Annotated in this window: 13 protein-coding genes; 6 read left to right on the top strand and 7 right to left on the bottom strand. The window is 43.4% G+C overall.

All coding sequences use genetic code 11. The features are described 5' to 3' along the window. Window positions 1-40: 40 nt before the first annotated feature. Entirely contained in the window at window positions 41-964 is a 924-nt protein-coding gene (gene rarD / locus RZ44_RS09585; RefSeq protein ID WP_035810789.1) for an EamA family transporter RarD, read from the bottom strand. Window positions 965-1081: 117 nt separating this feature from the next. Continuing rightward, window positions 1082-2074 (bottom strand): hypothetical protein, encoded by a 993-nt coding sequence (locus tag RZ44_RS09580; RefSeq protein WP_052108961.1) that lies wholly within the window; start codon window positions 2072-2074, stop codon window positions 1082-1084. A gap of 155 nt (window positions 2075-2229) precedes the next feature. Here RZ44_RS09580 and RZ44_RS09575 point away from each other — a divergent pair, with 155 nt between their 5' ends. The 4 genes from RZ44_RS09575 (at window position 2230) to RZ44_RS09560 (ending at window position 6317) form a co-directional block, all read left to right on the top strand. Beyond that, window positions 2230-2700: a MarR family winged helix-turn-helix transcriptional regulator gene (locus RZ44_RS09575; protein WP_035810787.1), complete on the top strand. Its 471-nt coding sequence runs from the start codon at window positions 2230-2232 to the stop codon at window positions 2698-2700. Then, window positions 2684-5323, top strand: a complete 2640-nt coding sequence (locus RZ44_RS09570; RefSeq protein WP_035810786.1) for an MMPL family transporter — start codon at window positions 2684-2686, stop codon at window positions 5321-5323. The genes RZ44_RS09575 and RZ44_RS09570 overlap by 17 nt, the downstream gene beginning before the upstream one ends. 71 nt (window positions 5324-5394) lie before the next feature. Further along, window positions 5395-5640, top strand: coding sequence for a hypothetical protein (locus RZ44_RS09565; RefSeq protein ID WP_035810783.1), 246 nt, complete (start codon window positions 5395-5397; stop codon window positions 5638-5640). A gap of 92 nt (window positions 5641-5732) precedes the next feature. After that, window positions 5733-6317, top strand: a complete 585-nt coding sequence (locus tag RZ44_RS09560) for a hypothetical protein (RefSeq protein ID WP_052108959.1) — start codon at window positions 5733-5735, stop codon at window positions 6315-6317. A 360-nt stretch (window positions 6318-6677) separates the two neighbouring features. Here the strand turns inward: RZ44_RS09560 and RZ44_RS09555 are convergent, their stop codons facing one another. Together RZ44_RS09555 and RZ44_RS09550 are read right to left on the bottom strand one after the other, a co-directional pair. After that, complete coding sequence (locus tag RZ44_RS09555; RefSeq protein ID WP_035810781.1) at window positions 6678-7562, bottom strand: SDR family oxidoreductase; 885 nt, start codon at window positions 7560-7562, stop codon at window positions 6678-6680. A gap of 69 nt (window positions 7563-7631) precedes the next feature. After that, window positions 7632-8744, bottom strand: a complete 1113-nt coding sequence (locus RZ44_RS09550; protein WP_035810779.1) for an amidohydrolase — start codon at window positions 8742-8744, stop codon at window positions 7632-7634. A 90-nt stretch (window positions 8745-8834) separates the two neighbouring features. Here RZ44_RS09550 and RZ44_RS09545 point away from each other — a divergent pair, with 90 nt between their 5' ends. Together RZ44_RS09545 and menC are read left to right on the top strand one after the other, a co-directional pair. Beyond that, window positions 8835-10259 (top strand): YfcC family protein, encoded by a 1425-nt coding sequence (locus tag RZ44_RS09545; RefSeq protein WP_035810777.1) that lies wholly within the window; start codon window positions 8835-8837, stop codon window positions 10257-10259. Between the two features lie 22 nt (window positions 10260-10281). Further along, on the top strand, window positions 10282-11421 hold the full coding sequence (gene menC / locus RZ44_RS09540) for an o-succinylbenzoate synthase (RefSeq protein WP_035810775.1): 1140 nt from the start codon (window positions 10282-10284) through the stop codon (window positions 11419-11421). A gap of 56 nt (window positions 11422-11477) precedes the next feature. Here menC and RZ44_RS09535 read toward each other — a convergent pair whose 3' ends face one another. The 3 genes from RZ44_RS09535 to RZ44_RS09525 are packed head-to-tail and all read right to left on the bottom strand — an operon-like array spanning window position 11478 to window position 14216. Then, a complete protein-coding gene (locus RZ44_RS09535; RefSeq protein WP_035810768.1) occupies window positions 11478-12110 on the bottom strand; it encodes a LysE family translocator in 633 nt (210 codons plus the stop codon). Further along, window positions 12107-12967 carry a metallophosphoesterase gene (locus RZ44_RS09530; protein WP_035810766.1) on the bottom strand — a complete coding sequence of 287 codons (861 nt, stop codon included), beginning with the start codon at window positions 12965-12967 and terminating at the stop codon, window positions 12107-12109. The genes RZ44_RS09535 and RZ44_RS09530 overlap by 4 nt, the downstream gene beginning before the upstream one ends. 10 nt (window positions 12968-12977) lie before the next feature. Beyond that, window positions 12978-14216: a hemolysin family protein gene (locus RZ44_RS09525; RefSeq protein WP_331709027.1), complete on the bottom strand. Its 1239-nt coding sequence runs from the start codon at window positions 14214-14216 to the stop codon at window positions 12978-12980. Window positions 14217-14279 lie beyond the last annotated feature (63 nt).

The following is a 14279-nucleotide window of genomic DNA, read 5'->3' as shown; positions in this document are numbered from 1 at the left end:
TAAATAGTAACACGGAGTTATCTTTATATCTAACGATAAGCTAATCATCAGTCAGCTTAATCCTGCCCTTCGGACGGCGCGGCCGCGAGGCTTTAAAGCGCAGCAGCGTATACAGTATCAGCCCCGACCAGATAAATGCATAGGCGATTTTATGCGTCGTTGTGAATGCTTCCCCGTACATAAAGATCCCGATAACGAGCATCAGTGTCGGCCCGATGTACTGCAGCAGTCCGGTCAGTGACAACGGGATCCGCGTCGCACCCAATGCAAAAAGCAGCAGCGGAATTGCCGTAATCACACCTGTTCCCATCGTAAATGCAGTATCGCTGTTCAATCCGAAATCCAGTGTATTAGCGCCTGTCGCATTCAAATACAGAATATAGAGAAGCGCCACCGGGGCCAGTACAGCAGTCTCCACTGCCAGTGCGTAAGTCGCATCGATATTAATAGTTTTCTTGATCAGTCCATAGACACCAAACGTAACTGCGAGCGTCAGTGCAAGCCATGGAATGTGTCCGACACCAAGTGTCATGTATATGACTCCGATCGAAACGATAAAAATTGCCAGCCACTCTCCGACTGAAAAACGTTCTTTTAATATAAAGAATGCGAGGAGTATACTGACAAACGGATTAATATAATACCCGAGCCCCGCTTCCAGTATATGTCCTTCGTTTACTGCAAGTATGTATGTCAGCCAGTTGACCGATATAATGACAGATGCCGCCACAAGACTCAGCGCTTTTTTTCTGTCGCTGAAAATAAAGGTCAGATTCGCTTTTAAATACTGCCACCTGCCCGTAAACCTTATGTACAGCAGCATAAAAATAAATGACCAGAATATACGGTGTGCAATAATTTCAAACGGTGATACCGTTTCAATCTGACGCCAGTATATCGGAAGAAATCCCCATATGATGTATGCACCTGCAACAAACAGTACCCCTTTGTTATTTTCGGACATTCACTCACCCACAATTCTGTTTATGTATAGATTAATTCTAACGCTGAAATCGAATTTTGCAAATATTTAAATCATTATAAAAACCGCCGGACAGTTATCCGGCGGTTCATTTTAATCTTATTGCATGTCAGGATTTTCATCGTTAATGACGGCTTCATCATTTTGATGGTTCATCCCGTTTTTACGGTCCAGTGAATCGCGGCCGACGAAATAATACGCCACAATTGAGCCGACAATCAGATACGTAATCCAGATGCTCACTACAATTGAAATTATCATACCTGTAATGAACAGTACCGGAATCAGCGCTGTAAATTCACCAATCATCATGGAAACCACACCCACTACAATCATCACTGCAAACATCACAACCGAGAGCAGAATATACAGAATCAGCTGGCTGAAGAACAGCTTAACCATACTTGTATCAGCTTTGAATACTACATCCCAGGCCACTTTCAGCTTATCGACAGTCGGAATTTTCGGTTCGTCAATATAAACCATAAAGACGACTGCGAAGTAGATGTATAAAATAATGTATGGAATGTAAGATACAATCATAATGATAAAGAACAGTACTGCCGCCACCGCAATGAGTGCAATTGATGTTCCTGTCATTGCAGCGTTCGGGTCTTCCAATAACACTCCGAGCGGCATAAGCGGGATAAATACAATAGTCATCAGCATGTTAATGACAAAACCGATAACCATGGACAATACCAGATTAAGCACAAAAACAAGCAGTGCTACTTTGATCAGTTTTGAATAGTTGCCCTTTTTAAATACTTTGTAGGCATCACCAAATGTAAAATCCACACCCCGGTACGCACTTGCGAAATAGCGCAGGATGCCGACCATAACCGGATAAATGACAAAGATCATCACGATGAAAAAGATAATAAACATAACGAGCATCGTAAGAATCGTCGTTACACCCACCGTCTCATTGCTCACGCCTCCAAATGATAATAACATCGGGAGCATCATCGCTCCAAAAATTACAATCATCGGCAGAAATACACATAAGATAAATTGAAGAATAGTAAAACCGATTACTTTACCATGCTGTCCTGCAGCATTTTGTCTGTAAAGCGATACGTATTGAAACATATTTCTGACACACTCCTTTTTTCTCTCTACCCGTTTTTCATTATACACATACATTTTAAAGAAAAAAATACACTGTAATTATCTTTTGCCTAAATTAGTTGAGCATGTTAAACTACTTCTGCTTGAAAAAAACAACTGAAAGGAATGACTGACCAGTGCAGGCTAAAAATGAGTCTATTCAAAATCTCACACAAATTTTCGGCTACGGTTATGCACATATTTTTTCCGAGGTTACAGAATCGGTCAGAAAAATGCATATTTCAAAAGAACAGATGGCAATTATCGAATATCTCCATCTGCATAAAGAAGCCACACCAAGCGAACTGTCGGCAGAGCTGAATGTACATAAAAGCTCTATTGCCCATGCTCTCAGAAAACTCAGCTTAAAGAAGCTGATTACTGCTAAGAAAAATAAGCTGACAAATGATAAACGCTCAAAACTGATTTCCCTGACCCCTGCTGCTGCAGAACTGGTCCATGAGTTTATCAGCAATATCCACAGTATTATCGGAACACATGTTGAAGATCTGTCGGAAGAAGAAGCAAAAACGCTGCTCGATGCGACGCGGACAATTATTAAAATTATAAACACAGATGGAGGATTACCGAATGAAACACGTTCTTAAATTTAAATGGCCGATTACTGCGCTGATGATTATTGCAGCAGTCGTGTCATTTATAATTTCACCAAACCTGACTCAGCTCGCAGCTGAAAAAGGCGATGTTCAGCTGCCTGACAGTATGCCGAATGAACAGGCCCGCCAGTTCCTGGAGCAGCATGATCAGGATATAGAAATGATGTCGGTGGTGCTGGAGTTTGAAGGCAGCCCCCTCGAACACCGTGATGAGATCGAATCTTATATAGAAGAACTTGAAGGTCTGGATTACACGGACAACGTCATTAATCCTTTTACATTTAATGTCGATATGCAGGAGAACTTCATCAATGAAAAATCCGGCGTCATTATGATTCCGCTTGAATACGTTGGTGAAGCACCTGAAATTCTCGCCAATGCAGATGAAATTGAAGGCCTGAATGATACAGATGCAGATGTTTCATCGACATCCAACGAAATGATTCAGCGTACGCTTGAGGAGGATGCCATGAACGGTGTCCGGACGACAGAAATATTTACGGTCGCAATTATTATCATCGTACTGCTTGTAATGTTCCGGTCAGTCGTGACACCTTTCGTCCCTCTCATTGCAGTAGGTATCGCCTATCTGCTCGGCCAGTCGTTTGTCGGCTGGGCGGTTGAGTGGTTCAGCTTCCCGGTGTCGCCTCAGACGCAGAGCTTCCTGATTGTAATTTTATTCGGTATCGGAACCGATTACGTTATTTTATTATTAAACAGATTTAAAGAAGAACTTGAGCACCACGATAAAAACCAGGCCGTCATTAATACGTTCCGCACAGCCGGCAAGACGGTATTTATCAGCGGTATTTCAGGCGCCATATTATTCGGTGTACTCTACTTTGCAAACTTTGAGATTTACCGCTCGGCAGTCGGTGTGGCAATCGGTATTCTTGCCCTTCTGCTGTCATTGTTTACAGTACTGCCGACTATTATGTCACTGCTTGGAAAATATATTTTCTGGCCAAGTAAACATACGTCAGGATCCGGGGAAAGTAAAATCTGGACTCCTCTCGGCATGCTGTCGCTTAAGTATCCGACTCGTGTTATTTTCTCGGTCGTGGCAGTATTAATTGCGTTAATTTATTTCTACGACGATGAAGTACACTACGATTCACTTGCTGAACTGGATGATTCATACTCTGCAGTTCATGCAGTTAATGTTATCAGTGACAGTTTTGATGCAGGTTCAACTTTCCCTGTTGAAGTGATCTTCACAAATGGAGAGGACCTCGTGACGGAAGAGGGATTGTCCCGTCTTGAATCTGTCGCTGAAGCAGTATCACAGCTTGACGGTGTAGGCGAAGTTCAGACGCTGACACGGCCTGTCGGCGACAAGATGGACGAGCTGACTGTGTCATACCAGCTCGGTGAGGCCAACTCAGGCCTGACTGAAATACAGGACGGCCTGACTGAAATTTCCACTGCACTGTCCGGCATTAACGAACAGATTTCAAATGCAGACACACCGTCAGGGGATCTGTCCGAACTGGAAACAGGGGTCAATGAAATCTCGTCAGGCATTGACGGTGTAAATCAGTATCTGGCTGCAACTGGTGATGCGCAGGGCGCAGCAGCACAGCTCGCACAATTATCACAGGGGGCACAGCAGTTAAGCCGGGGTGTTTCACAGGCTGATAATGAAATCTCTGCACAAAGCGCTGAAGCCGCTGCACAAATGGAAGAACTTGCAGCAGGGCTTGGCGACATGTCTGAAGGTATCGAAGAAATTAATGAGGGGCTGACAGGCATTGGTGAGCTGATGACTTCGTTCGAAGATAATGACGCTGTTGATTCAACCGGGATTAACGTTCCTTCGGAAATACTTGAGAATGAAGATTTTGAAGCGGCAATCGATCAGTATTCATTCGCTGAAGGCAAAGCCGTGAAGATGAATGTTGTTCTTGCAGTTGATCCGTACAGTAACGAAGCTCTGGGCGTACTCGACAATGTTGAAGAAACTGTACACGGTGAACTGACACGACTCGGCCGTTCTGAGACAAATGCTTACTTCTCAGGTGTGACAAGCATGAACAGAGACCTCGATACAGTTACAGCTGATGACTATACGAATGTCGTTATACTGTTTATCGTAACACTGTTCGTCATTCTGACAGTACTGTTCAGATCGTTAATACTTCCAGTACTGATGATCGGTTCGATTTTCATTACGTATTTTGCATCGATGACCATTTCACAATGGCTCCTGGCTATATTTGGTATCGACCAGTTAAACTGGGCAGTGCCGTTCTTCAGTTTAATTATTTTTGTAGCACTCGGGATTGATTACTCGATCTTTATTATCGACCGCTTCAGGGAAGAAGTGAAATACCGTACGATCCGCGATGCTATTGAAACATCCATCCGCCGCATGGGTACTGTTGTTATTACCGCAGTCATTATTCTGACAGGCACATTCGCAGCATTATATCCATCCGGCATTGCAATACTCGTACAGGTAACAAGCGTAATTATATTCGCGCTGCTGTTCTATGCATTTATCGTCCTGCCGCTTCTCGTGCCGGCACTGATAGTGACGCTGAAACGCGGCAGCTGGTGGCCGCTCAGAATGCCCGGTGGCAAGGCGCGTGAAGACCGTCTTGACGACAAATAACCGCGTTTAAAACTGATAAAAAACGGGTATTAATAACTATACGAATTTAAACAGAAAGAGAGGCTGACCATATGCCAGGAATAAAGAATTCCGGAATAGCTGCTGTACTCAGCTTTTTCATTACCGGGCTCGGCCAGATTTATAACGGGCAGATATTTAAAGGTATTTTGCTCATTATCATACAGGTAATCAACGGTTTGCTGATGTATCTTTTAATCGGGTTCATTACATTCCCGATTGTGTGGCTGTACAGTGTTGTTAACGCATACCGTCATGCAGAACGCGTAAACCGCAGAATATACAGCTCACACAGGTAGTTGACTGCAGGGACCGGATATCCGGTCCCTATTTATTTTTTCACACGCAGGAAAATGATATAATAGAAATAACTTATAAAGGATGTGAAAATATGGGTTGGGAATTTATAGCATTTTTCTTTGGCGCAGCAGCACTTGGGATATTTATCCTGTTCGTAATATTTATACTCGGACTTCTTAAGTGGCTTCTGCAGGGATACTTCCTGTTCAGAGTGGCTGATATTAAGTCATACCACCTGCCATGGCTCTCCTTCGTTCCGTTCGGTACATTTTACATCGGCGGCCAGGGATACGACGGCAATATTTTAAAGAAAGATTCATTTGATCCAAAACATATCGGACTCGCATTTGCGATTACAGGACTTGTAGTTTACATGATGGGGCTGTCAATCGGCGACCTTGTTATTACGTATCTGCTGATGGAATCAATTGCATTCATCGGACTTTTTACAGCATACGTCAGACAGCCGGTCATCGGTGTACTTCTCGCAGTATTAAACATTATTACTGCAGGTATCGCAGCCATTATTGTGCTGTTCCTCTACAGCCGCAGGTTAAAAGAAGAATTTGACGGCGGACAGGACGACTTCACTGACGCTGCCGCAACCGCTCATCATCAAAACGACAATTCACACCCTTCACATCCAAATGACCCGAATTTAAATAGAGATATTTAAATAGTTTGAACCCGGACCTCACTGAGGCCCGGGTTTTTGTTTATATTGACGGCGTTTTATTGTTTAGTGTGACAATGTACTTCTTTCTCTGGCACAGTATACGACTTAGTGTGACAATGAACCTCTCTCTTTGGCACACTAGACCGCTTACTGTGACAATGAGCCCATCTCTTTGGCACACTAGACCACTTACTGTGACAATGAACCCCTCTCTTTGGCACACTAGACCACTTACTGTGACAATGAACTCCTCTCTTTGGCACACTAGACCACTTACTGTGACAATGAACCTCTCTCCATCGTACGCCAGACAAAAAAAGACGAAACCCGCTACAAGGGTTTCGTCTCTAAAGAATTATATTAGTTAATTGGTGCGCCGCCTGTTACACCGTATACCTGTCCAGTCGTAAAGCTTGACTCATCGCTTGCCAGATGAACATAAGTCCCTGCAAGTTCAACAGGCTGACCGCTTCGTCCAATAAATGAATCCTGACCGAATTCCGGAAGGAAATCCTGCAGCTGTCCGCCTGAAATTTGAATCGGCGTCCAGATTGGACCCGGTGCAACACCGTTTAAACGGATACCTTTATCCATAAAGTGTTGCGCCTGTGACTTAATTAAGTTCGTCTGTGAGGCTTTCGTCATCGCATAGTCGGCAATGTGTGCCGACGGTGAGAATGACTGAATTGAAGTCGTAATAATAATACTTGAACCTTCAGGCATTATTTTTTCAGCTTCCTGCATTTGCAGTACCGGTGCGACAACGTTAATTTTATAAGTCGTTTCAAGATGCTCGGCAGTATAGTCAGCGAATTTCTCTACTGCCTGCTGCATTGATGCATTCAGTACGAGCGTATCCAATCCGCCGAGCGCTTCATTCGCATCGTGAATCAGCTGTCTTGCGAATTTTTCATCGCGCAGGTCACCCGGCAGGAGATATGCTTTCTGCCCCGCACCTTCAATCACTTTCTTCACTTGTTCGGCATCCGCCTGCTCGTCTTCCATATAGTTAATCGCAACATCCGCGCCTTCTTTGGCGTATGCAATCGCGGCTGCACGGCCGATACCTGAGTCACCGCCTGTAACTAAAGCTTTTCTGCCTGATAAACGGCCGTTACCCTTATAAGATTCTTCCCCGCAATCGGGAATTTGTTCCATTTCTTTTTGAACACCTGGATATTCCTGTTTCTGCTTATCAAATTCTCCTGTGTAAAACTCTTTTCTCGGATCTTTTGGTGCTGCCATTATGAATATCCTCCTTTAGAAATTGAATACTATATACAATTCCACGTGGCGGAGAATTCAAACATCCTCTTATTTTGCCGGGACGTTTAAAATAGCCTGATACAGTACCTTTGCACCTGTTTCCATACGGTCGCGGTTAAATGTCATATTCGGGTGATGCAGTCCCGGTGTTAAATCACAGCCTAAACCGAGCATCGCACCTTTTAATTCAGGGTACTGCACTGTATAGTTGTGGAAATCATCGCCACCGCTCGTCACAAGCGGATCAAGAAGATACTCTTCGCCCACCGTATCGATAATTGCCGAACGGAATACTTCAATCGCCTCGTCATTGCTCTCACTCGCAACGATACTCGAGTCCTCGAGATCTTCGATTTTCACATCGTAAAGTTCTTCAATATATTTCAGAATGTTATATACGCGTGACTTCAGCTCAGCCATCGCCTCATTCGTCTGTGCACGCACATCGATACCGCACTCTGCAGACCCCGGAATAATGTTCAGCGATTTCGAGCCGGCGATGAACTTCGTCATTTTCGCACTCGACGGCACCATCGGATTGACGTGAATTTTTGCAAGCATATTAACAATGTCCGTACCCACTTCAATTGCGTTGTGATTTAAATGCGGACGTGCACCATGTGCATCGTTGCCAACAATCTTAAACTCAAATGAACCGGCAGAACCGTGTTCAATACTCGGGGATAAATATCCGTCCGCGGCCTCTTCAATCGGGCGCAGGTGAATACCGAACATGTAATCCAGCGGTTCAATTACTCCTTCTTTCAGCACATCGAGCGCGCCTGTTCCCACTTCTTCAGCCGGCTGGAACACAAAACGCACACCGCGTGTTTTTAGTGCTTCATGATCTTTTATCTTCAACATTGCACCCATCACCATCGCAATGTGTGAATCATGGCCGCATGAATGATTCGCCTGCAGTTTGCCGTTTACTTCCTGATATAGCGCATCGATATCCGCACGAATTCCGATTAACGGATAATCACCGCTCCAGTTGCCGACATCGCAATAAAGACCTGTGATATTTTTAAATTTAACAGGTTCGAAACCTTCATCTTTTAAAAGGTTGTATATGTAGTCCGTTGTCTTGTACTCTTCGTTACTCAGTTCCGCATTTGTATGTACGTGGTTGAATATTTCAGAAATTTTAGTATTTAGCATGAAATCCCTCTTTCAAATTTAACAATTTTAGTATACTCTAATATATCATACTCTAAATTGCATGAATATTTAAATTACTGGAGGTTTTTTATGTCCCACAACAATAATTCTAAAAGTAGAAAATGGAAGTTTGAATTCCCCGATGCCTATGGAATTATGTTTATCTTCCTGATTCTGGCAGCAGCTGCTACATATATCATACCTGCCGGCGAGTTTGAAACCGAGTCGTCTGGTGACGGTCCGGACACTATTATCCCCGGCACTTACGAAACTATAGAATCAAATCCTGCCGGCTTATTGGACATATTTTCTTCCATAGTTACAGGATTAACCAGTACATCCCAATTAATATTTCTTGTTTTAATTATAGGCGGCGTGTTTGGTGTTATTGAAAAAACAGGAGCCATGGATGCTATGATGACAAAAGTCATCAGTATAACTAAAAATAAAGAATGGCTGCTGATTGCCCTGGTGATGCTTATATTTTCTATTTTTGGAACACTGGGAATTATAGTTAATGCTGTAATTGCATTTATACCACTCGGGATTATTCTGGCCAAGTCAATGAAGATGGATGCTATTGTCGGCGTTTCGATTATATATATCGGTGCCTATACCGGATTTGCCATGTCTGTTCTGGATCCGCTGACTACCGGATTTGCACAGCAGATTGCAGGTGTTCCTCTATTTTCAGGTGCACCAGAACGTACTGTAATGTTCATCATCTCACTTATTGTCACTATGACTTACGTTATCTGGTACTCCCGGAAAGTAAAAAAAGATCAGCACTCAGGTATTCTCGGAAACACTCCATTTCCAAAAGACAGTTCGGAGTCAGACCTCGGTAAAACTGAAATGACTAAAACCCATGCTTTAGTACTACTGACTCTAATCACAGGTATCGCTGTTTATGTTGCGGGGGTATTTGGTGTATTCGGAGAAACATGGAGCTTAACAGAGATGGCTGCTGTATTCATTATGATTATGGTTGTTACCGTTCTAATTACACGAATGGGTGTCAATCAGTCGATACAGGAATTTATGAAAGGTGCAAATTCTGTATTGTACGGTGCACTTATAATCGGTATGGCTCGTTCAATTGTTGTTATTTTGGAAGACGGCATGATTTTAGATACTGTGGTTAACGGAATGGCTGTTTTAATCGATCCATTCTCCAGCACAACGGGTGCCATTTTAATGTTTGTCGGAAACGGATTATTCAATATCCTCGTTTCATCAGGAAGCGGCCAGGCAGCTATCGTAATGCCAATCATGGGACCTTTGGCAGACCTGATGGGCTTCCCCAGACAAATTGCAGTTCAGGCATATTCAATGGGTGATGGTTTTACCAATATTATTACACCGCTTTCCGGTGTACTTATGGCGAATTTGGCAATTGCGGGAATTCCTTTTACAAAATGGTTAAAATTCGCACTTCCGCTTGTAGGCATATGGTATGTTTTAGGTATAATATACTTAATCGTTCTCGTAGCTATTAACTGGGGACCGGTATAAATTTTTTACGGAGGCTCTAATAATGAAAATTAAAGAAATTAAACTGCACCAGCTTTTAATGACGATGAAAAACCCGTTCACTACGTCATTTGGAACTCAGCAGAAGCGTTTTATCACTATCGTTGAAGCAATTGATGAAGATGGTGTCAGCGGTTTTGGCGAGTGTGTATCAGGAGAAGATCCGCTCTACTCTGAAGAATTTATGGATGCGACGCTTATCGCTCTGAAAAAATACTTTGGTCCGCTCGTAATCAACACAGAGATTTCACATCCGGATGAAGTATGGGAAATTTACAAACCGTTCAAACGCAACAACATGGCGAAGGCTTCGATTGAAGGTGCTGTCTGGGATCTGTATGCGAAGAAGAAAGGTATTACTTTAGCTGAAGCGATGGGCGGTAAGAAAAAAGAAGTTGATGTTGGTGTGTCACTTGGTATTGAAGACACTGATGAACTGCTTCTTGAGCGTATCGGCGAAAAAGTCGAAGAAGGATACAAACGTATTAAAGTTAAAATCAAACCGGGACGCGATGTTGAAATGATCCGTGCTATCCGCGAAGTCTATCCGGATATTCCTTTAATGGTCGATGCAAACTCTGCATACACATTAGATGATATCGATACGCTGAAAGCACTCGATGAATTTAACCTGATGATGATTGAACAGCCGTTAATGGCAGGCGATATTATCGATCACGCGAAACTTCAAAAGCAGATTAAAACACCTGTCTGTCTCGATGAGAGTATCGATTCATACGAATCAGCGGCGGCGGCAATTGAGCTTGGCAGCTGTGAAATTATCAACGTCAAAGTCGGACGTGTCGGCGGTATTACACAATCGATTAAAATTCATGACCTTGCCGCGAAACACAACATTCCATTATGGTGCGGCGGTATGCTTGAAGCCGGTGTCGGCCGTCTTCACAACGTAGCAATCACAACACTGAGCAACTTCGTACTTCCGGGCGACACAGCGTCTTCTTCAAGATACTGGTTTGAAGATATCATCACGCCAGAAGTTGTTGCAGAAAACGGTGTCGTGAAAGTCAGCGACAAACCGGGCATCGGTGCCGAAGTTGACTTCGGTAAAATGGAGCAGTATCTGGTTAAAACTGAAACAATCACTGAAGACGATGAACTCGATATGATTATGTATAACTAAAAAATAACCACTTTTCAGGTGACCTACCTGGAAAGTGGTTTTTATTTTGGAAAACATTACGACAATGCCGTACGTATACCAAACAGAATAATAATAATGCCGGCACCTTTGCCGAGCAGATTCTGGAAACCCGGTTTATGCAGCCAGCGTTTCATGTAGTTCACTGTTTCAACGACAACGAGGAACCAGCTCATCGAAATGACAAGCATAATCAAAGCGAGAATCACGAGCTGTACTACACCGGAAACATTCGTGTCCTGCCCTACAAACTGCGGCAGTATCGTAATATAAAATATTAAAACTTTAGGATTAAGAATATTGCTTATAAAACCGTTCATGTACGATGTGCGGAGCCCGTCAGATTTAGTTTTTTCACCGGCTGCGTAATCGAGCGATGATGCCGACACAAACGTTTTCGCCATAAAACTCTTCACGCCGATATAGATTAAATATGCAGCACCCATATATTTAATAATATTAAACAGCGCCGGTGAATTCGTAATAATCACTGCAAGTCCAAGTACCGAAATGACTATCCACACAAAGTGCCCGGCGAGTATGCCGAGCACTGTCATCCGCCCTGCAGATTTTTGATAAACAAGTGTATTCTTCATTACAATCATCGAGTCGGCACCCGGCATTATTGTAAGCACCGTTACGACAAGAATGTATGATATTAATTCATTCATGCTTCAGACCTCAATTCAACGACTACAACTTCAGGATGGTTAAACACTCTGAACGGGAAACGGCTGTTGCCGAGTCCCCTGCTCACGACCATCGTCGTGCCGTTTTGTTCGTGCATTCCTTCTGTATATTTCGGATTTACACCCTGGTGCGGCGCATACAGACCTTTTACGACAGGCAGACGAATCTGTCCGCCGTGTGCATGCCCGGAAAATACAATATCCACATCATGCTGACTGTATACAGGCAGCAGCTCCGGACGGTGTGCCAGCAGCAAAGTAAAATCATGCGGCAGAGCACCGACTGTATCCGCCAGCTCCTGTTTAAAGTTACGGTACGTTTTCGGATTCTCTTCATCACCGAAAAACCAGACATCATTAATTCCCGCAAGATTAATCTTTTCTCCATTTTTTTCAAGCTCCGCACTGTGCTTTGTAATATTACGGACATCGGACTTGCCGATTACATCATACAGCTTGTTAAAATGCCTGTAATGCGCTTCGTGATTCCCTGTGACATAGAACGTCTTTTGTATTTTGGTAATTTTATCGACTAAAACCGCTGCACGTTTTAAACACGGCGTCCGGCGGTCGACAATATCACCCGTAATAACGATAACGTCAGGGCCTGCTTTCTTAACAGCTTTCAACAGATTTTTTGAACGCCTGCCAAAATACGCATTATGAAAATCCGATACCTGGACTATTTTATAACCGTCGAAGCTTTTCGGTACATTTTTAGAACTGTACGTATAATCAGTCGTTACAATATGTTTATCTTCGGTCCATAAAAACCTGGCCGAGGCGATAATAAAGCCAAGTATCAGCTGGCTCATTTTTAACTTATCCAATAGTTTCATTGTTCACGCCTCATTCTCCCTGCATCAGCCCGGCATCCAGTTTTGTAATTTTTACGAGACGGATCATATTATCTTCCATCTCCATTACTTTAAACTCGAGGTTATCGAGATGCGTAATATCTTTTTCCTCAGGCACTTCCTCAAAGACCGACAGGAGGAAACCTGACAGCGTATCTTCATCCTGGGGAATATCTGTATCAAACAGCTGATTCAGACGGTGCAATGTGATTTTACCATCACAAAGAATTTTATCTTCGCTGAATGCACGGACGACTGAATCATTTTTAAGATCTGTTTCGTCTTCGATTTCAAATCCGAGCATCGTTTCAATAATATCCTCATGCGTCAGAATACCTTCTGTACCGCCGTACTCATCCAGCACGATAGCGAGGTGACGGCGCTGCTTGCTCATGCGGCGCAGCACGTCTTCAACGTTCTGGAATTCCCGTACCGTCAGCGGGTCGTTATCACAAAAATTCATTAACGGCTGTTCCGGATTCAATGACCACTGCAGCAGGTATTTCGAATGGAACATTCCGACAATGTTATCGAGATCTTCATCGTATACCGGATATCTCGTATGCATTTCGTCGATAATTCTGTCCCTTACCGTTTCAAAACTGTCGTCGACATGCACTGCCACCATTTCTGTACGCGGTGTTGTCATGACATCTTTTACGTTTAAATCCCTGAAATCCAAAATCCCTCTGAGACGTTGTGATTCAACGCCTTCAAGAGCCCCTTCACTATCAGCAATCTGCACGAGGTTCACAATTTCTTCGCGTGAAACTGTCCAGCCCGGCTGTGACCCTTTCGACAGAAAGCGCGTAATCAGGTCGGTTAATGAGTTCAACAGGAAAGTCAGCGGATAAAACACTACATTTAAAAACGCTATAACGGGCCTGACGATATGAGAGACACGTTCCGGAAACGCAGCTGCAATTGATTTAGGTATAACCTCTGCAAAGATAATAATCGTCACCGTCAGTACGACTGAAGCAATCGTTACACTCCAGCCGTACTGGATTGCCATCGCTGTCACAAGTACCGGTGCGATTAAGTTCGCGATGTTATTACCAATCAGTATCGTCGTAATAAACTGACTCGGTTTACTGACCAGGTCGTACAGCTTTTGGGCTTTCTGATCGCCCCCTGCTGCTTTCGATTGTAATTTCAATTTATTCACTGCTGTAAGTGCAGTTTCACTGCCCGAGAAGAACAGTGACATGAACAGTAAAAATATAACCACAAATATCAAGCGTGGTATCCCCCTTATGTACTTATAATCTTATAGAACATTCTATCATTTTCC

The sequence above is a fragment of the Jeotgalicoccus saudimassiliensis genome (genome assembly GCF_000756715.1).
Lineage (GTDB): Bacteria > Bacillota > Bacilli > Staphylococcales > Salinicoccaceae > Jeotgalicoccus > Jeotgalicoccus saudimassiliensis.
The sequence above is the reverse complement of the archived record's forward strand: the minus strand, read 5'-3'. Positions and strand labels throughout refer to the sequence as shown.

Bases quoted from the DNA above. Each gene is read 5' to 3' on its own strand.
- rarD (WP_035810789.1), bottom strand. From the start codon at position 964: ATGTCCGAAAATAACAAAGGGGTACTGTTTGTTGCAGGTGCATACATC.
- RZ44_RS09580 (WP_052108961.1), bottom strand. From the start codon at position 2,074: ATGTTTCAATACGTATCGCTTTACAGACAAAATGCTGCAGGACAGCAT.
- RZ44_RS09570 (WP_035810786.1), top strand. From the start codon at position 2,684: ATGAAACACGTTCTTAAATTTAAATGGCCGATTACTGCGCTGATGATT.
- RZ44_RS09565 (WP_035810783.1), top strand. From the start codon at position 5,395: ATGCCAGGAATAAAGAATTCCGGAATAGCTGCTGTACTCAGCTTTTTC.
- RZ44_RS09560 (WP_052108959.1), top strand. From the start codon at position 5,733: ATGGGTTGGGAATTTATAGCATTTTTCTTTGGCGCAGCAGCACTTGGG.
- RZ44_RS09555 (WP_035810781.1), bottom strand. From the start codon at position 7,562: ATGGCAGCACCAAAAGATCCGAGAAAAGAGTTTTACACAGGAGAATTT.
- RZ44_RS09550 (WP_035810779.1), bottom strand. From the start codon at position 8,744: ATGCTAAATACTAAAATTTCTGAAATATTCAACCACGTACATACAAAT.
- RZ44_RS09545 (WP_035810777.1), top strand. From the start codon at position 8,835: ATGTCCCACAACAATAATTCTAAAAGTAGAAAATGGAAGTTTGAATTC.
- menC (WP_035810775.1), top strand. From the start codon at position 10,282: ATGAAAATTAAAGAAATTAAACTGCACCAGCTTTTAATGACGATGAAA.
- RZ44_RS09535 (WP_035810768.1), bottom strand. From the start codon at position 12,110: ATGAATGAATTAATATCATACATTCTTGTCGTAACGGTGCTTACAATA.
- RZ44_RS09530 (WP_035810766.1), bottom strand. From the start codon at position 12,967: ATGAAACTATTGGATAAGTTAAAAATGAGCCAGCTGATACTTGGCTTT.